Origin of the sequence: Lentzea sp. NPDC059081, assembly GCF_042738015.1 — a bacterium.
Taxonomy (GTDB): Bacteria; Actinomycetota; Actinomycetes; order Mycobacteriales; family Pseudonocardiaceae; genus Lentzea.
Map to the genome: position 1 here is coordinate 27,500 of NZ_JBHYGW010000002.1, position 25,203 is coordinate 52,702.

Consider the following 25,203-nt stretch of genomic DNA (forward strand, 5'->3'; position numbering starts at 1 on the left):
CAGGAGCGTGCCACGTGGCCACACGGCCTCCGGTCGGACTGCCGAAACTGTCCCGGCGCAGCCGAATACTGCTCATCGTCGGTGTCGTGCTCCTGTTCGGTCTCATCACAGGATCGCGGCTGCTCGACACCTATGTGAACTGGCTGTGGTTCGGCGAGGTGAAGTTCCGCGACGTCTACAGCACCGTGCTGCTCACGCGGCTGGGGCTGTTCGTGGCCGTCGGGGCCGTCGTCGGCGGCATCGTCGCGCTGAACCTGTACCTCGCGTACCGGTCGCGGCCGGTCTTCGTGCCGGTCTCGGGTCCCGACGACCCGGTGGCGCGCTACCGCACGGTCGTGATGCGGCGGATGCGGTTGTTCGCGATCGGCATCCCCGTGTTCGTCGGGCTGATCGCGGGCGCGTCGGCGCAGGCGAACTGGCAGGAGATCCAGCTCTTCCTCAACTCGCAGCCGTTCGGCGTGACCGACCCGCAGTTCGGGCACGACATCGGCTTCTACGCGTTCAAGCTGCCGTTCTACGAGTGGCTGCTGTCGTGGCTGTTCATCGCGACCGCGGTGTCGTTCATCGGCGCGGTGATCGCCCACTACCTGTTCGGCGGCATCCGGCTGGCCGGTCGCGGCGGCCAGCTCTCCGGGCCCGCGCGCCTGCACCTGGCGCTCGTCGCCGGCACGTTCGTGCTGCTGAAGGCGGTCGCGTACTTCTTCGACCGGTACGAGCTGCTGCTGCACGAGAACGAGAAGTTCGTCGGCGCGAGCTACACCGACCTCAACGCGGTGCTGCCGGCCAAGCTGATCCTGCTGTGCATCGCGGTGTTCTGCGCCGTGGCGTTCTTCGCGGGCGCGTTCATGCGCAACGTGCAGCTGCCCGCCATCGCGACCGTGCTGCTGGTGCTGTCGAGCGTGCTCGTCGGCGCCGCGTGGCCCGCGGTGCTGGAGCAGTTCTCGGTCAAGCCGAACGCCATCCAGAAGGAAGCCGAGTCGATCAAACGCAACATCGCGGCGACACGGCAGTCGTTCGGGCTGACCGAGGACAAGGTCGAGACGAAGCCCTACGACGGCAAGCAGAACGTCAGCAACGACCAGATCAAGACCAACGACGCGGCGACCCTGGGCAACATCCGCCTGCTCGACCCGGCCGTGCTGTCGCGGACCTTCACGCAGTTCCAGCAGCTGAGGCCGTTCTACGGGTTCCCGAACAAGCTCGACGTCGACCGGTACACAGTGGACGGAAAGCTGCGCGACTACATCGTCGCGGTGCGCGAGCTGAAGCTCGACAGCCTGCCGCAGGGCCAGCGGGACTGGATCAACCAGCACCTCATCTACACCCACGGCAACGGCTTCGTCTACGCCGAGGCGAACAAGGTCAACGCGGTCGCCGACGAGACCAACGGCGGCTACCCGGACTTCAAGACCGGTGAGGTCAAGTCCAACGGCGAGGTCGGCAACGACCAGAAGGGCATCAAGGTCGACCAGCCCCGCACGTACTTCGGCGAGCTGTTCGGCACCAACGACTACTCGATCGTCGGCGGCAGGCCCGAGGGCGCGGCGGCCGAGTACGACACCGACGCCAAGTCCTACACCTACACCGGCAGCGGTGGCGTCCCGATCGGCAGCCTGGTCGACAAGCTGGCGTTCGCGGCGTACTACGGCGAGCGGAACATCCTCTTCAACCAGTCGATCGCCGACGACTCGAAGATCCTGTTCAAGCGCACCCCGCGCGACCGCGTGCAGGCCGTGGCGCCGTGGCTGACCGTGGACAGCGACCCGTACCCCGCCGTCGTCAACGGCCGCATCACGTGGATCGTCGACGGCTACACGACGCTGGAGAACTACCCGTACGCGCAGCGCACGCAGCTCGGTGACGCGACGAACGACTCGCTCACCGCGGACGGCGTGGTGATCTCGCAGGCCAACAAGCCCGTCAACTACATCCGCAACTCTGTCAAGGCCACTGTGGACGCCTACGACGGCACGGTCAGCCTGTACCAGATCGACGACAAGGACCCGGTCCTCAAGGCGTGGATGGGCGTCTTCCCCGGCACGGTGAAGCCGGGCAGCGAGATCTCCGACGAGCTGCGCGAGCACTTCCGCTACCCCGAGGACCTGTTCAAGGTGCAGCGGCAGATCCTGTCGAAGTACCACGTGTCGTCGCCGTCGGACTTCTACTCCGGTGTCGCCTACTGGGCACCGCCGCAGGACCCGACGATCGACAACGTGACGACGGCCGACGCCCAGCGCGACGCGGCGAGCAAGCGCCGCGACGCCCAGCCGCCGTTCTACGTCCTCGCCGGCGACCCGAGCGACCCGAGCAAGGTCCGCTTCCAGCTGACCAGCCCGCTCGTGCGCGAGAACCGGGAGTTCATGGCGGCGCACGTCTCGGTCGGATCCGATCCGGACAACTACGGGAAGATCAGCGTTCTGCAGCTCAACCAGGACGCGAAGGGTCCGCAGCAGATCCAGACGCAGTTCCTCACGTCCGACAACGTCAGCCGTGAGCTCAACCTGCTGACCCAGCAGAAGACGACCGTCGTCTACGGCAACCTGCTCACGCTCCCGCTGGGCGGCGCGCTGCTGTACGTCGAACCCGTCTACATCGAACGCGCGTCGAACAACACGTCGTACCCGCAGCTGTCCAAGGTCCTCGTCTGGTACGGCGACCGGGTCGGCTACGCGTCCACGTTGAACGAGGCGCTCGACCAGGTGCTCAGCGGTGCCGGCTCGGTCGTGCCGCCGCCGAGCGACAACAACGGCAACGGCAACACCAGCCAGCCGTCCACGCCGCCGTCGACGCCTCCCGCCGGCGGGACGCTCAGCCCCGAGCTGCAGAAGGCGATCAACGACATCGACGCGGCGCTGGCCGACATCAAGCGGGCGCAGGCGAGCAGCAACTTCACCGAGCTCGGCCAGGCGTACGCGAAGCTGGACGAGGCGTCGAAGCGGTTCAAGCAGTACAACACCGGTGCGGGAGCGGCGCCGGCGACGAGCCAGTCGTCGGTTGTGCCGAGCCCCACACCGTCGGGCTGACCTCCCGATTTGCATTAGTCGCTCCGCCCCGCGTAAGGTTCTAATTACCGACGCGGGGTGGAGCAGCTCGGTAGCTCGCTGGGCTCATAACCCAGAGGTCGCAGGTTCAAATCCTGTCCCCGCTACAAGGCAGAAGCCCGGAATCATCAGGTTCCGGGCTTCTTGCTTTTCGGCAACTGAGTTCGGTCATCGCGACACCGGTGACCTCGCCTCGGCTGCGATGGTCGTCGGGTGGCGTTCGTATGGCCTTCCAGCTGCGGGAACACGGTTAAGAGGGGGTGGTGAAAAAGCGGTTTTCGGCGCGTGTATAGTTCTACCTACAACAGCAAGACAAGCTAGAAGCGGCGCGGGGTGGAGCAGCTCGGTAGCTCGCTGGGCTCATAACCCAGAGGTCGCAGGTTCAAATCCTGTCCCCGCTACTAGACAGAAGGCCGGAGCCATCAGGCTCCGGCCTTCTGCTTTTTCCCGGTGCTCCCGGTTTCAGGTCATGTTCTCCGCCCAGTACTGGGCGCACAGCATGCTCGAGCAGATGCGGCCCTCTCCGTTGACCGTGCGGTGCTTGCGGATCTGCTTGCCGCACACCATGCACTCGTCCTTGCCGGCCTGTTCCGGGATGCCTCCGGTCATCCACGCCCTCGTGTGCGCGGCCACCTTCTTGTGGTCCAGCCACTTGATGTTCTTCAACGTCCCCGACCTCCGAGTCTCGCTCCGCCTGGCAGTGATCATTTTCCTCGTTCGCCAGGCGTGGGAAAGGGGTCCGCGCGGACATCACCGGGTCGTGCGACGGGAGGCCCCGTCCGTCCATTCGGGTGGCTCCGGCCGGTGAGAGCCGTACCGCCGATCGAGTGAGGGCGGGGGACTTTCGTTTCTGCGAAAGGCTTTTTCCATCCGGGATGGACACGGACGGTCAAGCGGCCAAACGCGTGAGCTGAGAAAACTGCCGCTTACTCAGCGAGACTTTTCGTTGCTCCGCATGGCCCATCAGACTAGCCCGGTGATCAGCCACAGTGGACAGAACGGCTGACCATTGTGGACAGCTTCCCCCAGACGTGGGAACGTTGTCGTTGTGTCAGACCTGAATGCGACCGCAGCCGCCCTGCTCGGGCTGCTGCACGACGGACCCAAGACCGGTGGCCAGTTGGTGGCGGAGGCCGGAGACCGCTTCGGCGCGTTCTTCAGCGTGACCCGCTCCCAGGTGTACCGCGAACTTCCCGCGCTGGCTGACCAAGGCCTGCTGCGCCTCGGCAAGCAGGGACCGCGGTCCAGCCAGCAGTACGTGCTGACGGCGGCGGGCAAGAAGGCCTTCAAGAACTGGCTGCTGTCCGAGCCCGGCCCGGACCACCTGCGCAGCCCGCTCATCCTGCGCCTCGTGCACGCCGGCTCGTTGACCGCGAAGCAGCGCGAGTCCCTGATCACGACCGCACGCACGACGTACGGTCAGGAGCAGGAGAGCGCGAAGAGCGCGGCCAAGACGGCGGAGGACCCCTACGCCAAGGCGGTGGCCGAGTTCGGTCTCGCCCACGCGAAGGCCGTTCTCAAGCTGCTCGACGCCATCCCCACGGCTTAAAGGGGACGCCAGCGAAGCACCGGTCGGCGACGACGACCGGTGCTGGCGTAATCTTTTTGCGTGAACCCGGACGTCGAAGCAGACATCAAGGACCTCTCCGCCACTCTTTCGAGTATCGAGGCGGTGCTGGACCTCGATGCGTTGCGCGCCGCTGTCGCGGACCTGGAGGAGCAGGCGGCCCGCCCCGACCTCTGGGACGACCAGGAGAAGGCGCAGAAGGTCACCAGCCAGCTGTCCCACAAGCAGGGTGAGCTGCGCCGCGTGACCGGTCTTCGCGAGCGCCTCGACGACCTGCCGCTGCTCTACGAGCTCGCGGAGGAGGCCGAGGACGCGGACGCGGCGGCCGATGCGGACAACGACCGCGCCAAGCTGCGCGAGGAGATCGCGTCGCTGGAAGTGCGCACGCTGCTGTCCGGCGAGTACGACGAGCGCAACGCCCTCATCACCATCCGCGCCGAGGCCGGTGGCGTCGACGCCGCGGACTTCGCCGAGATGCTGCTGCGCATGTACTCGCGCTGGGCCGAGCGCCACAACTACGGCGTCGACGTGTTCGACACGTCCTACGCCGAAGAGGCGGGCATCAAGTCCGCGACCTTCCGCGTCAGCGCCCCCTACGCCTACGGCACGCTGAGCGTCGAGCAGGGCACGCACCGGCTCGTGCGCATTTCGCCGTTCGACAACCAGGGCCGCCGCCAGACGTCGTTCGCCGGTGTCGAGGTCGTGCCCGTCGTCGAGCAGACCGACCACGTCGAGATCGACGAGAAGGACCTGCGCGTCGACGTCTACCGCTCGTCCGGTCCCGGCGGCCAGGGCGTCAACACGACCGACTCGGCGGTGCGCCTCACGCACATCCCGACCGGCATCGTGGTGTCCTGCCAGAACGAGCGCTCGCAGCTGCAGAACAAGGCCACGGCCATGAACGTCCTGCAGGCGAAGCTGCTCGAGCGCCGCCGGCAGGAGGAGCAGGCGAAGATGGACGCGCTCAAGGACTCCGGTTCGAGCTGGGGCAACCAGATGCGCTCCTACGTGCTGCACCCGTACCAGATGGTCAAGGACCTGCGGAACAACCACGAGGTCGGCAACCCGTCGGCGGTGCTCGACGGCGAGATCGACGACTTCCTCGAGGCCGGCATCCGGTGGCGCAAGCAGTCCCAGCAGGGCTAGGGACCTGATCTGAGGCGAAGGGCACGTTCGGCGGTCAGATGGCCCCGAACGTGCCCTTTTCTTCTCCCCGTCGTGGTGCTCCGGCCACGCCCCGTGGAGCTCGAAGACCGCCCTTCCGGTGCGCGAAGTAACCGGAACGGGGGCTTTACCCCGGCCATGAGTAGACTCGCGCCTCGTGATTCGTCTCGAACACGTTTCCAAGGTCTACAAGACCTCCACGCGTCCCGCGCTCGACGACGTGTCCGTCGAGATGGAGAAGGGCGAGTTCGTCTTCCTGATCGGGCCCTCCGGGTCCGGCAAGTCGACGTTCCTGCGCCTGCTGCTGCGCGAAGAGGTGCCGACCAGGGGACGCGTCTACGTCTCCAACTTCGACGTCGCGAAGATGTCGCGGCGCAGGGTCCCCCGCCTGCGTCAGTCCATCGGCTGCGTGTTCCAGGACTTCCGTCTTCTGCCCACGAAGACGGTCGCCGAGAACGTCGCCTTCGCGCTCGAGGTCATCGGCAAGCCCCGCAACACCATCGTCAAGGTGGTGCCGGAGGTGCTGCAGCTCGTCGGCCTCGACGGCAAGGAGGACCGGTTCCCCACCGAGCTGTCCGGTGGTGAGCAGCAGCGCGTCGCGATCGCCCGTGCGTTCGTGAACCGGCCGCTGGTGCTGATCGCCGACGAGCCGACCGGAAACCTGGACCCCGACACGAGCCAGGACATCATGTTGCTGCTGGAGCGGATCAACCGCACCGGCACGACCGTCATCATGGCCACCCACGACCACGGCATCGTCGACTCGATGCGCCGACGCGTCGTAGAGCTGGCGTACGGCAAGGTCGTCCGTGATGACGCGCGCGGCGTTTACGGCGTTGGCCGCTAAGCGCTCCTAGATCCCCGACCCCCAAGGAAACCCCGCCCCCGATGCGTACCAGCTTCGTGTTCAGCGAGGTCGTCACCGGACTTCGCCGGAACGTCACGATGACGATCGCGATGATCCTCACGACCGCCATCTCGCTCGCGCTGCTCGGCGGTGGCCTGCTCGTCGTCCGCATGGTCGACAAGATGCAGGCCAACTACGCGGGCAAGCTCGAGGTCTCGGTGTTGCTGACGAACGACGTCAGCGCGAACGACAAGGACTGCACGCAGCAGCCGTGCTCCGGCCTGCGCTCCGCGCTGGAGCAGACCTCCGGCGTCGAGTCCGTGGTCTTCCAGAACCGCGACGACGGCTTCGAGCGCTTCAAGCGCATCTTCGAGGCCCAGCCCGAGCTGCTCAAGCTCGCGCGCCCCGAGGCGATCCCCGCCACGTTCCGCGTGAAGCTGGAGGACCCCGAGCGCACCGACGTCATCCGGCAGGCCTTCGAGGGCAAGCCCGGCGTGAAGGCGGTCGACGACCAGGGCAAGTTCCTCGAGCGGTTCTTCGACGGCCTGAACGGCATGCGCGACGTCGCCCTGATCCTCGCGCTCATCCAGGCGTTCGCCGCACTGCTGCTGATCTCGAACACCATCCAGGTGTCGGCGTTCACGCGCCGCGTCGAGGTCGGCATCATGCGCCTGGTCGGCGCGACCCGGTGGTACACGCAGCTGCCGTTCCTCATCGAGGCGGTCGTCGCGGGCATCATCGGCTCGGTCACCGCGGTCGCCGGTCTGGTGCTGTTCAAGGCGTTCTTCCTCGACCGGATCACCAGGAACCTCACGGAGTCGGGCATCATCCCGCCGACGGGGTACCTGGACATCCTGATCGTGTCGCCGTGGCTGTTCCTCGTCGCCATCGTCATCTCGGCGACCACCGGCTACGTGACACTTCGCCTCTACGTGCGGCTTTAACGGTTTTGACGACCACGTAAGGTTGTCGCCATGGTCAAGGAACGCGGGCAGAAGGTCATCGCGTCGAACCGCAAGGCTCGGCACGACTGGGCCATTCTCGACACCTACGAGGCGGGCATTCAGCTCGTCGGCACCGAGGTGAAGAGCCTGCGCATGGGACGGGCGTCCCTGGTGGACGCCTTCGCCCAGGTCGACGACGGTGAGATCTGGTTGCACGCGCTGCACATCCCGGAGTACGTCGCGGGCACCTGGACGAACCACGAGGTCCGGCGCAAGCGCAAGCTCCTGCTGCACAAGGCGGAGATCGAACGGCTGATCGGCAAGACCAAGGAGTCCGGTCTGTCGCTCGTCCCGCTGCAGATGTACTTCAAGGACGGCTACGTCAAGGTCGAGATCGCCCTCGCGAAGGGCAAGAAGGCCTACGACAAGCGCCAGGACATCGCGAAGCGCGACGCCAACCGCGAGATCGCCCGAGCGCACGGACGGGCCCTCAAGGGTCGCTACTGATGGGCCGCTGCTGATGGCACTGGTGGACGTCCACGTCCACTTCATGCCGCAGAACGTCCTGGACAAGGTCTGGGCGTTCTTCGACCGCGTGCGCGAGTCCGGTGTCGACTGGAGCATCCGGTACCGCACCGACGAGAACGCCCGGCTCACCGCACTGCGGGAGCTGGGCGTCGTCGCGTTCGCGCCCCTCGTCTACCCGCACAAGCCCGGCATGGCGCGGTGGCTGAACGACTGGGCGGCCGACTTCGCGGCACGGGTGCCGGAGGCGGTTCCGACGGGCACGTTCTACGCGGAACCGGGTGCCGAGGCGTACGTGCGCAAGGCGGTCGAGGCCGGCGCGCGCTTCTTCAAGTCGCACGTCCAGGTCGGCGGCTACGACCCGCGCGACCCGGTGCTGGACGGGGTCTGGGGCCTGCTCGCGGAGGCCGGCGTGCCGGTGGTCGTGCACTGCGGCGACGGGCCGATGCCGGGGGAGTTCACCGGGCTCGGCGTCTTCGAGGGAGTCCTGAAGAGGCATCCGGCGCTGACCGCGGTGATCGCGCACGCCGGGATGCCCGACTACGCCGGGGCGTTGGACCTGGTCGAGCGCTACCCGAACGTGCACGTCGACACCACGATGGTGGGTACGCCGTTCACGGAACGGATGGCGCCGTTGCCGTCCGGCTGGCGGTCGCGGATCGCGGGGATGGCCGACCGGGTCGTGCTGGGCAGCGACTTCCCGAACATCCCGTACCCCTACGAGGCGCAGATCGACGCGATCCGCTCGTGGGGTCTCGGCGCCGCGGCCGAACAGGCCGTGCTGCACGACAACGGCGCCCGCCTGCTTCAGCTGTCGAGGTAGGCGAGGACCGCGCGGACGCGGCGGTGCTCGGAGTTCGACGGCTCCAGGCCGAGCTTCGCGAAGATGTTGCCGACGTGCTTCTCGACGGCGCCGTCGGACACCACGAGCGTGCCGGCGATGGCCGTGTTGGACAGTCCCTGTGCCATCAGCCCGAGCACCTCGCGTTCGCGGGGCGTCAACGAGTCGACGGGGCTCTTCTTGCTGCGCACCATGAGCTGCGTGATCACCTCGTGGTCGATGCTCGTGCCGCCGTCGGCGACCCTGCGCACCGCGTCGACGAACTCCCTCACGTCGGCTACCCGTTCCTTGAGCAGGTAACCGACGCCACTCGCACCACCCGCGAGGAGCTCGACGGCGTAGCGCTCCTCGACGTACTGCGACAGCACCAGGACCGGCAGGCCGGGGAAGCGGCGGCGGCACTCGATCGCCGCCCGCAGGCCCTCGTCGGTGAACGTCGGCGGCATCCGCACGTCCACCACGCACAGGTCCGGCTTGTGCTCGATCACGGCGTCCAGCAACCCGTCGCCGTTCTCCACCGCCGCGACGGTCTCGATGCCCTCGTCGGCGAGCAACCGCTGCACGCCCTCCCTCAGCAGCACCGAGTCCTCGGCGATCACCACGCGCACGGCAACTCCGCTCGAATCACGGTCGGCCCACCCACGGGGCTGACGACGACAACCACACCGTCGATCGTGGCAGCCCGGTCCGCGAGGCCGGCGAGCCCGCCGCCCGGCCGCAGCTCGGCGCCACCCTGACCGTTGTCGGTGACCTCCACCAGCACACCCGTCTCCACCCGCTTGACCCGCACGGTCGCCCTGGTGCCGTTGGAGTGCTTGGTGATGTTCGTGAGCGCCTCGCCGACGGTGAAGTAGGCGGCGCTCTCCACCGCCGTCGGCGGCCTCGGGTCCACGTCGACCTGCAGGTCCACCTCGATCGGCAGACGGGCCGCCAGCGCGGACAGCGCGGCGTCGAGCCCGCGGTCACCCAGCACGGACGGGTAGATGCCGCGCGCGAGGTCGCGCAGCTCCTTGATGGCGAGCTTCGCGTCCGCGTGCGCCTCGGCGATCAGCTCGGCGGCACCGGCGGGGTCGGAGTCCATTTTGGACTTCGCCCGGCCCAGCCCCATGGCCACGGCCACGAGCCGCTGCTGCGCGCCGTCGTGCAGGTCGCGTTCGATGCGCCGGCGCTCCGCCTCGGCCGCCTCGACGCCGCGGGCCCTGCTCGACTGCAGCCGTTCCGCCTCGACCGCCAGCGCGTCGGCCCGCGTCGGCCCGAGCATGGCGCGGGCGAACCTGCCGTGCAGCAGGCCCAGCGCCTGCGTGCCCATCATCGCGACGGGGATCAGCGCGAGCCCGATCAGCGAGATCGGCCACGCCGTGGAGAACGAGTCGATGGTCCAGAAGTCGCCCACGACGATCGCGAACGGCGCGGAGCCGATCCAGAACGGCACCGCGACGAACGCCGCCGCGACCGACCACATCGCGATGACGGAGGAGAACTCGAGGACGCCGACGGGCAGCAGCAGGAGCAGGTATCCGTAGTCGCGCCAGGTCGCCGGATCCGCGAACTGGGCCTTCCACCGCTGCCACAGCGTGCCGTCGGTCCGGTCGCGGTACGGCCGGGGGATTTCCGTGCGCAGCGCCGTCCTGACCCACGCGCGCTCCATCGTCGCGCCGCCGCGCACGACGTTCATCGCGAGCCACAGCAGCGGCAGACCGACCCAGACGATCGCTGTCGCGAACCCGACCACGGTGAGCACCACGGCGAGGGTGAACCAGAAGATGCCTGTTGCCAGGTTGGTCAGCAGGTAGAAGCCGGCTGCGAGCGCGTTCGGTTTCCTCATGGTGTCCATGTTGTCGTTACCGCTGGTCAGAGACCATGTGGCTAGCCAGGAGGTCAGGGGTGGGGACAGCCCTACCCCGCCTCGGGAAGAACTCGTTCGCCCCAGTCGTTATGCTAGGCGTACCACTACAAGGGGGTGAACGGTTTCGACTGTGGACGTTGATTCAGGGGAAGCGTGCCGGTGCAGGCGAGAGACCACCGCAAGCGTCATCGCAAACCAATAAGCGCCGAGTCCAACGACCAGCGCGCGTTCGCTCTCGCCGCCTGAGGCGAGTAGCAACGCTGTCGGCCTAGGAGTGCCTTCGTCCTAGAGTCCGGCATCAGCTAGAAGGCTTACCTGCAGTCCCGGTCGCGGGGGCTGTTCGGGAAACTCACAGCGACTGGGCCCGTCACACCAGCTCGTCCGCATGACTGGTGGGGTCAAGCAGAGGCCTAGCGGACTGCGCACGGAGAAGCCCTGATGAGCCGCCACAGGACCCGGGTTCGATTCCCGGCACCTCCACTCGATGGGCGAGTGCTGTTCGCGGACAGCGCTCGCCCTTTCTCGTTCCGGGTGTCTTCTGGGGGCCGAGCCCCCAGACCCCCAGCCGGCGGGCTCCGCCCCCGGACCCCCGCCGGGGCTGCGCCCCTGGACCCCGGGCGCCTCGCTGCTTCGCAGCCTCGGGCGCCCCTATCCCCTGGCGGTCCTGATTACGTGTGACAGCTTCAGCAGGAAGTCGGTTGCGTCGAACATTGCGCCTGCTGAAGCCACTCCTGTTGCCTTGAAGCGGCCCGTGAGCAGGCGTTCTGCCGCCTCTGCGGCCAGTGGGGCGCTGACGGCGTAGATGTCTCGGCCGGTGGCGGTCAGGCGGCGTTCCTCGTTGCCTCGGCGTACTCGGACGTCCACCTCGAACGTCTCCGGCTCTTGGCGCTCGGCGCCTTTGGTCAGGCCTTGGGCTGCGGTTGTCGACATGTACGAGGTCACCGACGGGATGTTCAGGTGGCTGGGGATCGTGACGATGTCCGCCATCGAGAACTCGCCGATCACCTCGCGTGGGCCGGTGGGGAAGTCCCACTGCAGCGTCGGCGGGGTGTCGGAGTGGTACTGCAGAGCGCCGTTGTGGAAGCGGACTCGTCGGCCGTTGCGGCGGTTGTGGGAGACGGCGCCTGCGGCGAGCGTGCCCGGAGTGGGTTGCCAGTCGCTCAGGCCGTAGGCGACGTGGGCCTCGTCCGCCGTGGTCCAGTCGGCCATCGCGGCGGTGACCAGGAGGTCGGCCAGGCCGCCGAAGAACGCCATCGCGGGCACGGCCGGGATCGTGGCGCCGCGGGCGATCGTGTCGGCGTTTGCCTCGATCTCGGCGGCCACATCGACGTACGGGATGCCTGCGCGTTCGGCGGCGGCGAGCAGCGGGAGGGCGGTGACCGCGAACGGGCCCGCCGTGTTGATCACCGCGGCCGCGCCCGTCAGTGCCCGATCCAGGGCAGTCGGGTCGTCCGCGGGTGCTTGGGCGCGGCCGAACGGGAGTGCCGTGAAGCCGCGCCTTTCCAGCTCTGCCAGTACAAAGCGCCCGGTGTGGCCCGAGGCGCCGTAGACCGCGATCTTGTGTCCCATGTGGACCAGTCAACGGGGGAACCGGGAGGCGAGCCAGTGTCTGGAACGACGTGATGCGTACACTTTCGGACATGCTCGCGTTCGCCGTGACCGACGGGATGCTCCACTTCGAGCTGACCGCCACCTACGAGGTCTTCACCGCCCCGCAGCTCGACTACGACGTCCGGATCTGCGGCAACGCGCCGGTGCGCGTCGGCAGGTTCACGCTGGAGCCCGACCTGCCGCTCGACCGGCTCGCCGAGGCGGACACCGTGGTCGTGCCGTCGATCGCGGACGTGCACGCACCGATCGATCCGGAGCTGGTCGACGCTGTGCGGACGGCTCACGGCACAGGCGCGCGGATCGTCTCGTTGTGCACGGGCGCGTTCGTGCTCGCGGAGGCGGGACTGCTCGACGGGCTGCGGGCCACCACGCACTGGGCGCACGCCGACGAGATGCGGCGGCGGTTTCCGCGGGTCGAGGTCGACCCGGACGTGCTCTACGTCGACAACGGGCAGGTGCTGACGAGCGCGGGCAAGGCGGCGGCGATCGACCTGAGCCTACATCTGATCCGCAGCGACCACGGCACGGCGACGGCGAACACGGCGGCGCGGCGGCTCGTGGTGCCACCGCATCGCGACGGCGGCCAGGCGCAGTTCGTGCTGGCGCCGGTGCCGTCCGGGGAGGGCCATCCGCTCACGGAGCTGTTCGGCTGGGTGTCGGCGCGGCTCGACCAGATGATCACCGTCGAGGACCTGGCTCGGCAGGCGGGCATGAGCTCACGGCACCTCGCCCGGTTGTTCAAGGCGGTCACCGGCACGACACCGTTGCAGTGGCTGCACTCCCAACGGATCCGGCGCGCGCAGGAGCTGCTGGAGATGACGGACGACAGCGTCGACCGGATCGCCGAGTCGTCCGGCATGGGCACCGCCACGACGTTGCGCCGGCACTTCCACCGAGCGGTCGGTGTGCCACCGGACACGTACCGCCGCACGTTCCGCCCGGTGGCTGGCAGATAGATCAATCCGAAGCCGTTATGTTGACCTGATGAGCAACGGACAGCGCATCGGGGCGCGGGTGTTGCGGCGCAAGCCCATCGACCAGCTGATCCACCCCGGTGGCGAACTCAAGCGCACCATGGGTGTCGGCCACCTCACGATGATCAGCATCGGCGCCACGCTCGGCACCGGCATCTTCGTGGTGCTGGGGGAGGCGGTGCCGCTCGCCGGGCCCGCGGTCGTGCTGTCTTTCGTGCTGGCCGGCATCACCGCGTTGTTCTCCGCGCTGTCCTACGCCGAGCTCGCGGGTCTCATCCCGGCGTCCGGCTCCTCGTACTCCTACACCTACGCGACCCTCGGCGAGATCGTGGCGTGGGTCTGCGGCTGGTGTCTCGTGCTGGAGTACGGCGTCTCCGTCGCGGCGGTCGCGGTGGGGTGGGGCCAGTACGTCAACGAGCTGCTGCACCTGGTGACGGGGCTGCGGATTCCCGACGTGCTGAGCCAGCCGCCGGGTGCGGGCGGGATCGTCAACGTCCCCGCCGTGCTGGTCGTGGTCGTCTCGATGCTGGTGCTGCTCGGCGGTGCCAAGGGAAGCGCGCGCACGAACACGATCCTGGTGTGGGTGAAGATCGGCGCGCTGGTCATGTTCTGCGCGGTGGCGTTCACCGCGCTCAAGGCGGGCAACCTGCAGCCGTTGTTCCCGCTGGGGCTCGCGGGCATGAGCGCCGGCGCGGCCACGTTGTTCTTCTCCTACATCGGGTTCGACGCCGCGTCGACCGCCGGCGAGGAGGCCGAGAACCCGCAGCGCGACCTGCCGCGCGCGATCATCATCTCGCTGGTCGTGATCACCGCGCTGTACTGCGCGGTGGCGCTGGCTGCCGTCGGGGCGATGCCGTGGCAGACGTTCGAGGGCACCGAGGCGGCGTTGAGCCGGGTGCTGACGGACAACGTGAGCGGCTCGATCTGGCCGATCCTGCTGTCGATCGGTGCGGTGGTGGCGACGACGTCGGTCGTGCTGACCGTCCTCTACGGACAGACCCGCATCCTGTACGCCATGTCCCGCGACGGGCTCGTGCCATCGATCTTCGCGAAGCTCAGCCCGCGCACCGGTGTGCCGTTCGTGAACACGGTCGTCGTCGGGTTGTTCATCGCCGTGCTCGCCGCGCTGGTGCCGTTGGGGTCGCTGGCCGACGCGACCAGCATCGGCACGCTGTTCGCGTTCGCGCTGGTCAACATCGCGGTGATCATCCTGCGCCGCACCGAACCCGACCGCGAGCGCAGCTTCCGTGTGCCGTTCTCACCGGTGACGCCGGTGGTGGGGCTGGCGTTCTGCGTCTACATGATGTTCAGCCTCGGGCTGGACACGTGGGTCGCGTTCCTCGGCTGGATGGCGGTCGGGTTCGTCATCTACTTCACCTACGGCGTGCGGAAGGCGCGCCTGGAGGCTCAGGTCAGCGACTGAAGCTCGCGGGCGAGGTTGGCCCGCGCGGTGTCGTCCCACAGCTGACGCGCGGGCTCGGTCACGTAGAGGTCCTCGCGGTCGAGCAGGGTCCTGAGGACCTTCGCCCGGCCCGCGCGCCACGTCGGGGCGTCGTACTGCGAGTACTCCTGGCGCACGGCCGCGCTGTAGCGGTCGTAGTGGTCGGGCTCCGAGCCGAGGATGGCCAGGTCGGCGTCGAGCAGCACGTGCGCCAGCGGGTCGTCGGACGAGTGCGTGATCGTGGCCAGCACCAACGACTCGACGCGCGCGATGTGCGCCTCGTCCAGGCCCGTCAGGCGGTCGCGGGCCCACGCGGCGGACGCCCGTTCGTCGTCGCCCGGCTTGCTGTCGTAGACCACGTCGTGCGCGCAGGCCGCCAGGGCGAGGATCGCGCGTTCCTCCGTGGTGAACGCGAACGCGTCGGCCAGCGCTGACGAGTCGCGCACGACGCAGACCACGTGGAACGTGTTGTGGTAGGCCCGGTGCGGTTCGGCGTAGCGCTCCATCAGATCGCCCGCGTCGGGGGTGCCCCCGAGCGTGCGGACCGCATCGTCCCAGGTCCGTCTCACCGCGCCAGCTCCTCCTCGACGACGTCCGCGGCGAACGCGCTGCCGCCCGCCCGGTGAATCATCCGCTGCATGTCCCTCACCCGCGCGGAAATCGCGGAATCCGACGACAGCTGATCCACCAACGAGCGCACGCCCTCCACGGTCACCGTGTCGAGCAGCACACCGAGCCCGAGCTCCTCGACGCGCCGGCCGTGGAACCGCTGGTCGGTCATGTGCGGCAGGACGATCATCGGAACGCCGTGGTGCAGCGCCTCCATCACGCCGGCCATGCCGCCTCGGGTGATGAACACGCTCGCGTGCCGCAACACCTCCGGCTGCGGCACGAGCTCGTGCGTCTCGACGTTGTGCGCGGGGCTCAGGACTCCGCCCTTCGTGACGAGGCGCCACGGCATCCCGCGCGCCGCGTCGGCGCACACCTGCGTGGCCGTCGTCGCGAGCACCACCGGCCTGTCGTCAGCGGGTTTCCACGTGCCTTGGAACGCACGCTCGGCCAGGCACGGGCCGGTGAAGACGTAGCGGTCGTCGAACGTGCGGCCCTCCGGCTGGAACTCCCTGGGGAACAGGGCGATCCGGCACCGCGCGCCCGCGGTGAACTCCGGCAGCGCGCTGCCGACGAACCGGTGCACGTCGGTGAAGAACCGGATCGCCTCGGGGCCGAACTCCCGCGCGGGCACCACCTCTGCGGCGAGCGACCAGTGTGCGTTGCTGACCAGGAACGGTTCCAGCACCACGTTCGGCACGCCGAGCCGGTGCGCGATGACACCACCGGCCCACGCCGCGACGTCCCACAGCACGAGGTCCGGCCGGTCGCCGCGGAAGACCGCCTCGAGCTGCGGCACCGCCGACTCGGCCTCGGCGAGCGCCAGCTTCGCGGCCTCGAACAGCGACGCGGGCAGGTCGCGGGGAAGTGTTGTGGCGCAGGGGATCGCGGTCGCGCCGCACTCGGTGACCGCGGCGGTGAACGCGGCCGTGGCGGGCACGCTCACCCGGTGGCCGCGGCGCACCAGCTCGGCGACCAGCCCGAGTGCCGGCAGGACGTGTCCGCGCTCGGGCATCAGGAAGATCGCGATGTGCCCCACAGAAAGGGTCAACGTCGGCGGCTCACCGGCGGTTCACCTGCTCCTGTCCCAGGGGCGCTCCGGCCAGTGGTGCTTCGGGTAGCGGCCCTTCAGCTCGCTGCGCACCCGCAGGTACCCGTTGCGCCAGAACGACCTGAGATCGCTGGTCACGGCGGTGGGACGGCCGGCGGGCGAGAGCAGGTGCACCACCACCGGCACGCCCGCGATCTGCGGGGTGTCCGCCCACTTCATGGCGTCCTGGATGCGGACCGAGAGGACGGGCTGGTCCTGCGTGTAGTCGACCTTGCCCTGGCCGATGCGCTCCGGGGCGAGCTTGTCGAACTCCGCCGCCTCCGGCCACGGCAGCATGCTCCGCAGCAGCGCGGTCGTGTCGATCTTGGCCAGGTCGGAGCGCTTCTTCGCCTTGCCGAGGTCGATCGCGCGGATCACGTTTTCGTCGTCGACGCTCGGCCAGTCGCGGGTCCGGTGCAGGAACGCCATCCGCTCGCGCAGCCGCACCGCGCTGTCGGGCCACTTGAGCAGGCCCAGGCCCTCGGTCTCCAGGCCGAGGCGGAGTGCCTGCTGCGACTTGGCGAGGTCGTTGAGCGGGCGTTCGTCGAGGGTGATCGCGCCGAGCTTGCGGACCTCGTTCGCGATGACGTCGCCGCCCCAGCGGATGTCGTCCTCGGTGTGCACGAGGGCCCTGGCGGCGGTGACCGCGAGCTCCTCGTCGGCGGGGGCGGCGAGGCGGACGCGGCCGTGCTTGCTGCCCGGTTCGCGGTCGGCGATTGCGATCGCCAGCCACTTGTGGTGCGAGTCGGTGTGCTCGACGGCCGTGCCGTTGGCCATCAGGTAGACGCTGCTGTTCTTGGACCGGCGCTTCGCGAGCCGTTCCGGGTAGGCGAGGGCGACGACGAGTGCCGGGTCGCCGTTGCCGGCCGGGTTCGTGCCCAGCTTCTCGAGCTTCTTGGCTTCCTGCCGCCACTTGCCGGGCGACTTCAGCGCGGTCGCGAGGTCGCTCGTGGCGGGGTGGGTGCTGTCGTCCAGCAGAGCCACCACCTCCGCGGCGGTCCGGTTGCCGGCGAGCGCGCTGCCGTCGATGAGCGCGCGGCCGAGGCGCGGGTGCAGGCCGACGTTCGCGATGCGGTCGCGGCGGTCGGGTTCGAGCGCGCCGATGGCGTCCAACGTCTCCTGCGCCGCCTTGAGCGCGCCCTCCGGCGGGGCGTCCCACCAGTTCAGGCCGCTGCCGTCCGGCGTGCCCCAGACCGCGAGCTCCAGGGCGAGCCGGGTGAGGTCGGCGGTCTTGATCTCGGGTTCCGGGTAGCGGGGGAGCGTCGAGTGCTCGTGCTCGGGCCAGCAGCGGTAGACGCGGCCCGGTGCCTCGCGGCCCGCTCGTCCGGCGCGCTGCTCGGCAACGGCCTGGGAGACGCGGATCGTGGCGAGGCCCGCGAGGCCCCGGCGGTGGTCGACGCGCGGAACCCTGGCCAGTCCCGCGTCGACGACCGCGCGGACGCCCGGGACGGTGAGGCTGGACTCGGCGATGCTCGTGGCGAGCACGACCCGTTGCCGGTCGCCGCGCTTCAGGGCGTCGTCCTGGACCTGCGACTTGAGCTGGCCGTGCAGGACCGCGGTCTCCGCGGTCAGCAGGCTCCGGACGCGGTTGATCTCCCGGACACCCGGCAGGAACGCGAGGACGTCGCCGTCCACTTCGGACAACGCTTTGTTGATGGCCCTCGCGACCGTGTTCTCGACGTGCTCGTTGCGCGTCGGCGGGACGTAGGTGATCTCCGTCGGGTACATCCGCGACTCGGAGTGCAGGACCGGTCCGCCGAGCAGGTCGGAGAGCCGTTGCGCGGCAACGGTCGCGCTGGTCGCGAGGAGCCGGAGGTCGGGACGCAGGCCCGCCTTGGCGTCCAGGAGCAGCGTGAGGAGCAGGTCGGCGTCGAGGTGGCGTTCGTGGCACTCGTCGAGCAGGACCGTGCCGACGCCCCTGAGCTCCTGGTCGTGCTGGAGCCTGCGGACGAGCAGACCGCTGGTCACCACCTCGATGCGGGTGTGCCTGCTGGTCTTGCGGTCGCCGCGGACCGAGTAGCCCACCGTGTGGCCGACGGGTTCGCCGAGCAGGCTCGCCATGCGCGCGGCGGCGGCACGGGCGGCGATCCGGCGCGGCTCGGCGACGACGACCCTGCCCTCCAGCGCCAGCGGGACCAGCGTGGTCTTGCCGGTTCCCGGCGGGGCGACCAGCACCGCGGCGCCGTGCTCCTGGAGCTGCTCCAGGAGCTGCGGGAGGACGGACTTCACCGGAAGATCGGGCAGCTGCACGTGGTTGAGTGTGTCAGGGTCGTCCGGAGGGGACGTTCCCGCGCGCACCCGGTGCGCCGTGCCCAGTGGAAGGACCGCCGCGTTGGTTGACCCGTTGCGCGACCCGGACGACCCGGAGCTGCTCGATCCCTACCAGTCCCGGTCGCTCGCGATCCTGGTCGAGGGAGCGCGGCTCGCGTCCGGCGCGGTGCGGTACGGCAAGGTCGGCAAGGTGGGGTCCGCCGCGGTGGTGGTCAACCGGGAGAACCCGTTGCCGTCCGGCAACTTCGCCTGCGCCCTGGACGGGTCGTCGGTCGAGGTCGCGTCGACGCTGCTGCGGCTCGAGCAGACGTTCGCGGACGTGGGGCGCGCCGAGGCCGTCGTGTACGCGTCGCCGACGACCGTGGACGAGATCGAGGGGATCGCCGACGACTCCGGCTGGTACGCCGTCGAGGAGCTGCAGACCGTCGTGCACCGCGGGTCCGCTGCGATGTCCGCCGAGGTCAGGCGGGCTGTCGATGCGGACGTGCCCGGCATCGTCGAGCTGCTGTCGGACGAATTGGTCGGCAACCGGGAGCGGCTGTCGAGGTGGCTCGGGCACCGGCTGGACGACCCGCGCTGCTCGGTGCTGGTGGTGGACGACGGTGACCGGATCGGCGGGTTCGTGTCGTCGTTCGGGGAACGCGGCGTGGGCCTGGTCGAGCAGTGCGTGGTGCGTCCGGCGCGGCGGCGTCGGGGCGTGGGGCGGTCGTTGGTGGTGTCCGCCGTCTCGGTCTTGCGTGCGTCCGGCTCGATGTTGGTCGCGTCGCAGGTGGACGAGGGTCCGGGGGAGAAGTTCGCCGAGGCGTGCGGGTTCGTCGCGGCGTATCCCGTGACTGCTTATGTACGCAGAGTGGATGAGCTGCTCGACTGAGTTACTTAGTTGCCGCGTGACATATCCTTAGCAGGGCTAAGGGAGGCTGTGTGCGCGAGCGGTTGCCGGTCGAGGTGTGGGTTCTGGTCGCGGCGAGCTTCATCATCGCCGTGGGGTTCGGGATCGTGGCACCCGTTCTGCCGGTGTACGCGTCGTCGTTCGGGGTGGGTCACACCGCGGTGGCGGCTCTGATCAGTGCTTTCGCGTTCGTCCGGCTGGCGTTCGCGCCGATGAGCGGCAGGCTGGTCAACCGGTTCGGAGAGCCCCGCGTGTACATCGTGGGCATCCTGATCGTCGCTCTCGGTACGGCGATGTGCGGGTTCTCGTCGAGCTACGCCGAGATGCTGTCGTGGCGCGCGTTGGCCGGTGTCGGGTCGACGATGTTCACGGTGGCCGCGCTCGGGCTGTTGATCCGGATCACCCCGGCGCCGATGCGCGGGCGTGCGTCCGGGATGTGGGCCGCGGGCTTCCTCGTGGGCAACATCGCCGGTCCGATCGTGGGTGCCGGCCTGGTGCCGTTCGGGCTGTGGGTGCCGTTCGTGTCGTACGGCCTGTTGCTGTGCATCGCGGCGTTCGTCGTCTGGTACTTCCTCCGCCGGTCCACGTTGACGGCGATCGACAAGACCAACACCGACGTGCCGATGTCGGTGCGTGAGGCCGTGCGGCACGGTGCGTACCGCGCGGCGCTGGCGTCAGGGTTCGCGAACGGCTGGGCCGTGTTCGGGGTGCGGATCTCGCTGGTGCCCGTGTTCGTCATCGAGGCGCTGGAGCACAGCGCGGCCGTGGCGGGCATCTCGATGTCGGTCTTCGCCGCCGGCAACGCCGCGATGCTGTTCCTGTCCGGCCGGATCGCCGACACCCGCGGCCGCAAGCCGGTCGCCATCGCCGGCCTGGCCATCAGCGGTCTCGCGACGGTCGGGATGGGCTTCACCGGCGACCTGTGGACGTTCATGGTCGCGTCGCTGGTCGCGGGCATGGGCGCCGGACTGCTGAACCCGCCGCAGAACGCGGTCGTCGCCGACGTCATCGGCCCGCGCGGCAAGGGCGGCCCCGTGCTCGCGGGGTTCCAGATGGTGACGGACCTGGGCGCGATCATCGGTCCGATGTGCACGGGCCTGCTGGCCGACTCGTTCGGCTTCGAGGCGTCGTTCGCCATCACCGGCGCCGCGCTGCTGCTGTCGCTGGGCTTCTGGTTCGTCGCGCCCGAGACCCTGCCCACACATGAGGAAGAGCACACGGCCGTCGCCGTCGCGCCGGAGTGCGGCCGCCTCGACGAGAGCGCCGAGGTCCCGACCGGCGAACGGGTCGGCGGCAAGCCTCGCCACCCGGAAGCGTGATCGTCCGCTCAGCTTTCTTTTAGTTTGTGTCGCTACCCTCGTCGCCGTGGGTGGAGCAGAGCGCAGTGCGCGGAAGAAGAAGCAGGCCGCGCTCGCGGTGGCCCAGGCTCGTGGCACGAGCGGTGGTTCCGACCGGACCAAGGTCATCGCGGGCATCGCCGTCGTCGCTGTGCTGGCCATCGCGGTGATCGGCTACGTCGTGTTCCAGTCGAAGTCGTCGTCGTCCACGTCGGACGCCATCCCCCTGGCCCCGGCCGACCACACGATCTCGGCGCCCGCCGTCCGCGACGGCAGCACCGTCGTGGTGGGCAAGGACACCGCCACCGCGACCGTCGACGTGTACGAGGACTTCCTCTGCCCGATCTGCGGCACGTTCGAGAAGACCTACGGCACCGACATCAAGAACGCGGTCGAGAGCGGCAAGGTCAAGATCCGCTACCACATCCTGCCGATGCTGAACCGCATGTCGTCGCCGGAGGGCTACTCGACCGAGTCCGCCAACGCCGCCCTGTGCGTGGCCGACGACGGCAAGTTCAACGCCTTCCACGCGGCGCTGTTCGCCAAGCAGCCCGAGGAGGGCGACGCCGGCTACACCAAGGACCAGCTCATCAAGCTGGGCAAGGAAGTCGGCGTCACGTCCTCGTCGTTCGAGTCGTGCGTGCAGAACCAGACCTACAAGTCGCAGCTGGACGAGCTGATGACCAAGACCAGCAACGACCCGGTGCTGCGCGACGCCGAGACCGGTCGCTTCCGCGGCACGCCGAGCGTGGCCTCGAACGGCAAGCTCGTCGACCTGGACAACAAGAACTGGCTTTCCGACCTGGCTAAGTGAGCCCGTCGATCGGCGCCTGGCCCTGGGTCCACCGGGCCAGGCGTTGTGCTTTCCCCACTTCGGTGCGCGGGAGCTTGCCCGGTTCGAGGACGTGCACCTGGCACGTGATGCCGAGGCGTTCCCTGAGCTTCCCGGTGAGCTGCTGCTCGATGTCCTGAGTGGACTCGACCGCCACGTGCAGGTGCGCCGTGGTGGTGCGGCGGTCCTCGACGATCAGGTAGTGCGGGCTTGCGTGTTCCAGCACGACGGCCTCGATCTCCGTCGGGAACACGTTGACACCCCGGATGACGAGCATGTCGTCCTTGCGCCCCTTGAGCTTGCTCATCCTGGTGAGGGTCCGCCGGCCCGCCGGTCCGTGCAGCGTCGCCACATCGCCCGTGCGGTACCGCAGGAGCGGCATGCCGGTCTTGGTGAGCGTGGTGAAGATGAGCTCGCCATCCTGGGTCTCGGGGTAGAAGTGGTCCTCGGCGATGTTGAGCAGCCCTTCGGAGTCGAGCGACTCGCACGCCACACCCGGCCCGATGATCTCGGACAGCCCGTAGATGTCCAGGGCCCTGATGCCGAGGCGCCGCTCGATCTCCTGCCGCATCTCCTCGGTCCACGGCTCGGCGCCGAAGACACCGACCTTGATGCTGGTCTCCTGGAGGTCGTCCGCGAGCCTCAGCGCGTAGGACGGCGTGCAGCACAACACGTCCGGCTTCAGGTCGTTGATGAGCCGCACCTGCCGCTCGGTCATGCCGCCCGACATGGGGATGACGGTCGCCTTGAGCTTGAGGCCGCCGTGGTGCACCCCGAGCCCGCCCGTGAAAAGCCCGTAGCCGTAAGCGTTGTGGATGATCGACTGCTCGGTCGCCCCCGCGCCTCTGAGCGCCCTGGCCATCACCTCGGACCAGATCTCCACGTCGTGGGCGGTGTAGGGGATGAGCGTCGGCCGCCCACCCGTGCCCGACGAGCCGTGGACGCAGACGACGTCCTCCCGCGCCGCGAGCTGCAGGCCGAACGGGTAGTGGTCCCACAGGTCCTGCTTGGTGATCGTGGGCAGCAGGTGGATCTCGTCGAGACGCACGTCTGTGCCGCGCGTCACGCCGATCTCCTTGAGTCGAGCGCCCTGGAGGTTGTCGGTCTGCAGGAGGCGGTCGACGAGGCTCCGGAGACGCTGTTCCTGCAGCTCGCGACGGGCCTCGGGGTCCATGCACTCGATCTTGGGGTCGAACGGCTCTGCGGCGGTCATCACCCGGTCCTACCAGGCCGAATGCGGTTTGGATACCCCCGATTTTCATCTGGTGGCCGGGGTGATGTACGGTATTGCCACACGAGAACGAGAGGGAAACCTCCCAGGAACGTGGACCTTCAAGGGGCTGTGGCGCAGCTGGTAGCGCATCACACTGGCAGTGTGAGGGTCAGGGGTTCGAGTCCCCTCAGCTCCACCAGCAAAAAGGCCGTCTACCGATCATGGTAGGCGGCCTTTTTGCCGCAACGAGTACCGCAACGTTCGCCTACGCCGTGCTCTTATTCTCAGAGTCGCCGCCGGGGTCGATGAATGCATTCATCCCGTCCAAGGCGTTCCGTTGAACCCGCTCGATCACCTCGATGTAGGTACCGGTCGTGACCGTGATCGAGCTGTGCCGCAGGATGCGCTGAACCGTAGCTCCTCAAATATGCAGTGGTCGTTGCATAAACGTGTCGTTTTTTTGAAGGCACTCGTCCACAAGGCGCCAAGGGGAGGCGCTAGCCAGGATTCGAAGCGTAGCCCCATGCTCGCTCACTGGCCTCCCCCTCTACCGCGACCCTCGACGGGGCTTGCTGCGACGTCTACCTAGATAGTACGAGGCGTGGGGCACCCCTTGAACCTGACCGCAACCGCGACCGCAACGACCGCTACAAGCACCATGCCTGAGCATCGCGTTAGAGGACCTATGAGCTGGGTGAACGCGAGCGAGAGTCGACCCGCTCGTTGCTGGCAGTGTGAGGGTCAGGGGTTCGAGTCCCCTCAGCTCCACAATTTCATGCAGAACGCGGAATCGCCCGCCGACCTGATCAGGTCGGAGGCGAGAGGGGTGGGGGGGAGGGAGGGGAATTCGCGCGGGTCGGGGGGGGGGGGGTGGGCGATTCCGCGTTCTGTCTGTTGTGGACTTCCGCGCTTCGAGGTCGAGCGGAACCGGCACTACCACAAGGGTTGCAACTAGTCAGGCCAGCACGGTGTCGAGCCAGTCGAAGGTGCGCTGGTGCAGAAGGAACAGCGCACCTTCTTGGCAGTGCTCGCCCGCGCCCTCGTCCTCCCGGAACACGACCAGCTCCTTGGAACAGGTCAGCTCGTCGAACACGCGTTGCGGCTGGCCGGCGAAGAACTGGTCGTTCTCGGCCTCCAGCACCAGCGTCGGGCAGGTGATCCGGTCCGCGATGCCGGCCAAGGTGTAGGCCTCGCAGGCCTTCAGCAGTTCGTCGAAGCTCGACACGCCGAAGGTCCAGAGGCCGTTGCGCACGACCCAGCGGGCTGAGGTGCTGTGTGCCATCAGGGCTTCCAGGCCTCCTGGGGTGGCGGCGGCCTGGGCGGCTACCTCGGCCAGGGTTTCGTGGAGGTCGTAGACGCCGTCGTACAGGATGCAGGCGGCCAGGCGGTGTTCGAAGGCCGCGGCGCGGGCTGCCAGGTAGCCGCCGAGGCTCATGCCCATCAGAGCCAGTCGTTCGCCGTCCACCTCGGGCAGGGTGAGGGCGAGGTCTGCGGCGGGGGTCACCACTGCTTCCCAGTCCGGGCGGAAGTGCAGGTTCTGGCCTCGGACCGTGCTGCCCTGGCCCGGGCCGTCGAACGCGATCACGTTGTAGCCGCGGCGCAGTGCGGCCGGGACGATGACGAGGTAGTCCTCTTCCAGCGTGGAGTCGTAGCCGCCGTGGAAGAGCACGGTCGGGCGGGGTGCGCCTGAGTCGTCGACGAGGAACAGGTAGCCGGGCAGAGTGGTGTCCTCGTACGGGATGCGCAGGGCGCGGACCGGTGTGTCCAGGAGGGCGGCTGCGTCGGCGAAGGAGCGCCGGGACGCCTTGGCCAGCCTTGCTGACTCGGGGTCGGCTGCGGGGTTTTCGCGGCGGTAGAAGTCGGCGGTCCGGTAGTAGTTGGACGCGCGCAGCAGGGCTTCTCGTGCGCTCACGTGGTGGCCGCCCGCCAGTGCGTCCCTGCCGATGCGCTCGACTCGTGCGGCCGTCGCTGCCCACCGTGCCGACCAGGCGTCCTCGTCGCCTTCCGGGATGTCCCGGCAGGTGACCAGGACCTCGCCGAGGTCGGCTCCCGCGTACGCGGTGTAGCCCGCCGACCGCAGTGCCTCGAAGGAGAAGGACTCGTCTTCGAACAGGAACCTCATCGCTCTTCCCTTCACTGGTGGAACGAGACGGCACCGTTC

General features: G+C 68.7%; 21 protein-coding genes, 3 tRNA genes and 1 other RNA gene. 16 read left to right on the forward strand and 9 right to left on the reverse strand.

Features of this window, described 5'->3' with window-relative positions; genetic code table 11:
- Positions 1 to 14: 14 nt before the first annotated feature.
- The 3 genes from ACFWV3_RS04550 to ACFWV3_RS04560 all read left to right on the forward strand — a co-directional run bounded on the left by ACFWV3_RS04550 (position 15) and on the right by ACFWV3_RS04560 (position 3,442).
- The gene (locus ACFWV3_RS04550) at positions 15 to 3,023 is read left to right on the forward strand and encodes a UPF0182 family protein (RefSeq protein WP_382408238.1); all 3,009 of its coding nucleotides are present in this window, start codon (positions 15 to 17) and stop codon (positions 3,021 to 3,023) included.
- 51 nt (positions 3,024 to 3,074) lie between these two features.
- Positions 3,075 to 3,148: transfer RNA gene (locus ACFWV3_RS04555), tRNA-Met, on the forward strand.
- Between the two features lie 220 nt (positions 3,149 to 3,368).
- Positions 3,369 to 3,442, forward strand: a tRNA-Met gene (locus ACFWV3_RS04560).
- 61 nt (positions 3,443 to 3,503) lie between these two features.
- Here the strand turns inward: ACFWV3_RS04560 and ACFWV3_RS04565 are convergent.
- A complete protein-coding gene (locus ACFWV3_RS04565) occupies positions 3,504 to 3,707 on the reverse strand; it encodes a hypothetical protein (RefSeq protein WP_330851035.1) in 204 nt (67 codons plus the stop codon).
- A 382-nt stretch (positions 3,708 to 4,089) separates the two neighbouring features.
- Between ACFWV3_RS04565 and ACFWV3_RS04570 the strand changes: the two genes are divergently transcribed.
- The 6 genes from ACFWV3_RS04570 to ACFWV3_RS04595 all read left to right on the forward strand — a co-directional run bounded on the left by ACFWV3_RS04570 (position 4,090) and on the right by ACFWV3_RS04595 (position 8,911).
- On the forward strand, positions 4,090 to 4,590 hold the full coding sequence (locus ACFWV3_RS04570; protein ID WP_089921819.1) for a PadR family transcriptional regulator: 501 nt from the start codon (positions 4,090 to 4,092) through the stop codon (positions 4,588 to 4,590).
- Between the two features lie 60 nt (positions 4,591 to 4,650).
- The gene (gene prfB / locus ACFWV3_RS04575) at positions 4,651 to 5,754 is read left to right on the forward strand and encodes a peptide chain release factor 2 (RefSeq protein ID WP_382408241.1); all 1,104 of its coding nucleotides are present in this window, start codon (positions 4,651 to 4,653) and stop codon (positions 5,752 to 5,754) included.
- Positions 5,755 to 5,929: 175 nt separating this feature from the next.
- Complete coding sequence (gene ftsE, locus ACFWV3_RS04580; RefSeq protein WP_086666930.1) at positions 5,930 to 6,619, forward strand: cell division ATP-binding protein FtsE; 690 nt, start codon at positions 5,930 to 5,932, stop codon at positions 6,617 to 6,619.
- Positions 6,620 to 6,660: 41 nt separating this feature from the next.
- Positions 6,661 to 7,563, forward strand: coding sequence for a permease-like cell division protein FtsX (gene ftsX / locus ACFWV3_RS04585; RefSeq protein ID WP_382408244.1), 903 nt, complete (start codon positions 6,661 to 6,663; stop codon positions 7,561 to 7,563).
- A 30-nt stretch (positions 7,564 to 7,593) separates the two neighbouring features.
- Positions 7,594 to 8,070: an SsrA-binding protein SmpB gene (gene smpB, locus ACFWV3_RS04590; RefSeq protein WP_330851032.1), complete on the forward strand. Its 477-nt coding sequence runs from the start codon at positions 7,594 to 7,596 to the stop codon at positions 8,068 to 8,070.
- A 13-nt stretch (positions 8,071 to 8,083) separates the two neighbouring features.
- The gene (locus ACFWV3_RS04595) at positions 8,084 to 8,911 is read left to right on the forward strand and encodes an amidohydrolase family protein (protein WP_382408246.1); all 828 of its coding nucleotides are present in this window, start codon (positions 8,084 to 8,086) and stop codon (positions 8,909 to 8,911) included.
- Here ACFWV3_RS04595 and ACFWV3_RS04600 read toward each other — a convergent pair.
- Positions 8,896 to 9,537: a response regulator gene (locus ACFWV3_RS04600; RefSeq protein ID WP_382408248.1), complete on the reverse strand. Its 642-nt coding sequence runs from the start codon at positions 9,535 to 9,537 to the stop codon at positions 8,896 to 8,898. The genes ACFWV3_RS04595 and ACFWV3_RS04600 overlap by 16 nt on opposite strands.
- Positions 9,525 to 10,763, reverse strand: a complete 1,239-nt coding sequence (locus ACFWV3_RS04605) for a sensor histidine kinase (protein WP_382408250.1) — start codon at positions 10,761 to 10,763, stop codon at positions 9,525 to 9,527. The genes ACFWV3_RS04600 and ACFWV3_RS04605 overlap by 13 nt, the downstream gene beginning before the upstream one ends.
- A 122-nt stretch (positions 10,764 to 10,885) precedes the next feature.
- Between ACFWV3_RS04605 and ssrA the strand changes: the two genes are divergently transcribed.
- Positions 10,886 to 11,258, forward strand: a transfer-messenger RNA (tmRNA) gene (ssrA, locus tag ACFWV3_RS04610).
- A 165-nt stretch (positions 11,259 to 11,423) separates the two neighbouring features.
- Here the strand turns inward: ssrA and ACFWV3_RS04615 are convergent.
- Positions 11,424 to 12,344: a saccharopine dehydrogenase gene (locus tag ACFWV3_RS04615; RefSeq protein WP_382408252.1), complete on the reverse strand. Its 921-nt coding sequence runs from the start codon at positions 12,342 to 12,344 to the stop codon at positions 11,424 to 11,426.
- 71 nt (positions 12,345 to 12,415) lie between these two features.
- On the opposite strand from ACFWV3_RS04615, the gene ACFWV3_RS04620 reads away from it, so the two are divergent.
- Complete coding sequence (locus tag ACFWV3_RS04620; protein ID WP_382408254.1) at positions 12,416 to 13,342, forward strand: GlxA family transcriptional regulator; 927 nt, start codon at positions 12,416 to 12,418, stop codon at positions 13,340 to 13,342.
- Between the two features lie 28 nt (positions 13,343 to 13,370).
- On the forward strand, positions 13,371 to 14,783 hold the full coding sequence (locus ACFWV3_RS04625; protein WP_382408256.1) for an amino acid permease: 1,413 nt from the start codon (positions 13,371 to 13,373) through the stop codon (positions 14,781 to 14,783).
- Here the strand turns inward: ACFWV3_RS04625 and ACFWV3_RS04630 are convergent.
- The 3 genes from ACFWV3_RS04630 to hrpB are packed head-to-tail and all read right to left on the reverse strand — an operon-like array spanning position 14,768 to position 18,750.
- Entirely contained in the window at positions 14,768 to 15,370 is a 603-nt protein-coding gene (locus ACFWV3_RS04630) for a hypothetical protein (RefSeq protein WP_382408258.1), read from the reverse strand. The genes ACFWV3_RS04625 and ACFWV3_RS04630 overlap by 16 nt on opposite strands.
- The gene (locus ACFWV3_RS04635; RefSeq protein ID WP_382408260.1) at positions 15,367 to 16,461 is read right to left on the reverse strand and encodes a nucleotide disphospho-sugar-binding domain-containing protein; all 1,095 of its coding nucleotides are present in this window, start codon (positions 16,459 to 16,461) and stop codon (positions 15,367 to 15,369) included. The genes ACFWV3_RS04630 and ACFWV3_RS04635 overlap by 4 nt, the downstream gene beginning before the upstream one ends.
- Before the next feature lie 21 nt (positions 16,462 to 16,482).
- Positions 16,483 to 18,750 carry an ATP-dependent helicase HrpB gene (hrpB, locus tag ACFWV3_RS04640; protein WP_382408262.1) on the reverse strand — a complete coding sequence of 756 codons (2,268 nt, stop codon included), beginning with the start codon at positions 18,748 to 18,750 and terminating at the stop codon, positions 16,483 to 16,485.
- Positions 18,751 to 18,808: 58 nt separating this feature from the next.
- On the opposite strand from hrpB, the gene ACFWV3_RS04645 reads away from it, so the two are divergent.
- The 3 genes from ACFWV3_RS04645 to ACFWV3_RS04655 are packed head-to-tail and all read left to right on the forward strand — an operon-like array spanning position 18,809 to position 21,811.
- Positions 18,809 to 19,642: a GNAT family N-acetyltransferase gene (locus ACFWV3_RS04645; protein WP_382408264.1), complete on the forward strand. Its 834-nt coding sequence runs from the start codon at positions 18,809 to 18,811 to the stop codon at positions 19,640 to 19,642.
- 50 nt (positions 19,643 to 19,692) lie between these two features.
- The gene (locus tag ACFWV3_RS04650; RefSeq protein ID WP_382408266.1) at positions 19,693 to 20,979 is read left to right on the forward strand and encodes an MFS transporter; all 1,287 of its coding nucleotides are present in this window, start codon (positions 19,693 to 19,695) and stop codon (positions 20,977 to 20,979) included.
- A 46-nt stretch (positions 20,980 to 21,025) separates the two neighbouring features.
- Complete coding sequence (locus ACFWV3_RS04655; protein ID WP_382408268.1) at positions 21,026 to 21,811, forward strand: DsbA family protein; 786 nt, start codon at positions 21,026 to 21,028, stop codon at positions 21,809 to 21,811.
- Here the strand turns inward: ACFWV3_RS04655 and ACFWV3_RS04660 are convergent.
- Positions 21,804 to 23,042, reverse strand: a complete 1,239-nt coding sequence (locus ACFWV3_RS04660) for a phenylacetate--CoA ligase family protein (RefSeq protein WP_382408270.1) — start codon at positions 23,040 to 23,042, stop codon at positions 21,804 to 21,806. The two genes, ACFWV3_RS04655 and ACFWV3_RS04660, sit on opposite strands and share 8 nt — an antisense overlap.
- A gap of 123 nt (positions 23,043 to 23,165) precedes the next feature.
- Between ACFWV3_RS04660 and ACFWV3_RS04665 the strand changes: the two genes are divergently transcribed.
- Positions 23,166 to 23,241: transfer RNA gene (locus ACFWV3_RS04665), tRNA-Ala, on the forward strand.
- A gap of 756 nt (positions 23,242 to 23,997) precedes the next feature.
- Here the strand turns inward: ACFWV3_RS04665 and ACFWV3_RS04670 are convergent.
- Positions 23,998 to 25,164 carry an alpha/beta hydrolase family protein gene (locus ACFWV3_RS04670; protein WP_382408272.1) on the reverse strand — a complete coding sequence of 389 codons (1,167 nt, stop codon included), beginning with the start codon at positions 25,162 to 25,164 and terminating at the stop codon, positions 23,998 to 24,000.
- Positions 25,165 to 25,203 lie beyond the last annotated feature (39 nt).

What these genes read in the sequence shown, in the direction of transcription:
- ftsX (WP_382408244.1), top strand. Translation starts at nt 6,661, where the DNA reads ATGCGTACCAGCTTCGTGTTCAGCGAGGTCGTCACCGGACTTCGCCGG.
- smpB (WP_330851032.1), top strand. Translation starts at nt 7,594, where the DNA reads ATGGTCAAGGAACGCGGGCAGAAGGTCATCGCGTCGAACCGCAAGGCT.
- ACFWV3_RS04595 (WP_382408246.1), top strand. Translation starts at nt 8,084, where the DNA reads ATGGCACTGGTGGACGTCCACGTCCACTTCATGCCGCAGAACGTCCTG.
- ACFWV3_RS04605 (WP_382408250.1), bottom strand. Translation starts at nt 10,763, where the DNA reads ATGGACACCATGAGGAAACCGAACGCGCTCGCAGCCGGCTTCTACCTG.
- ACFWV3_RS04615 (WP_382408252.1), bottom strand. Translation starts at nt 12,344, where the DNA reads ATGGGACACAAGATCGCGGTCTACGGCGCCTCGGGCCACACCGGGCGC.
- ACFWV3_RS04620 (WP_382408254.1), top strand. Translation starts at nt 12,416, where the DNA reads ATGCTCGCGTTCGCCGTGACCGACGGGATGCTCCACTTCGAGCTGACC.
- ACFWV3_RS04625 (WP_382408256.1), top strand. Translation starts at nt 13,371, where the DNA reads ATGAGCAACGGACAGCGCATCGGGGCGCGGGTGTTGCGGCGCAAGCCC.
- ACFWV3_RS04660 (WP_382408270.1), bottom strand. Translation starts at nt 23,042, where the DNA reads ATGACCGCCGCAGAGCCGTTCGACCCCAAGATCGAGTGCATGGACCCC.
- ACFWV3_RS04670 (WP_382408272.1), bottom strand. Translation starts at nt 25,164, where the DNA reads ATGAGGTTCCTGTTCGAAGACGAGTCCTTCTCCTTCGAGGCACTGCGG.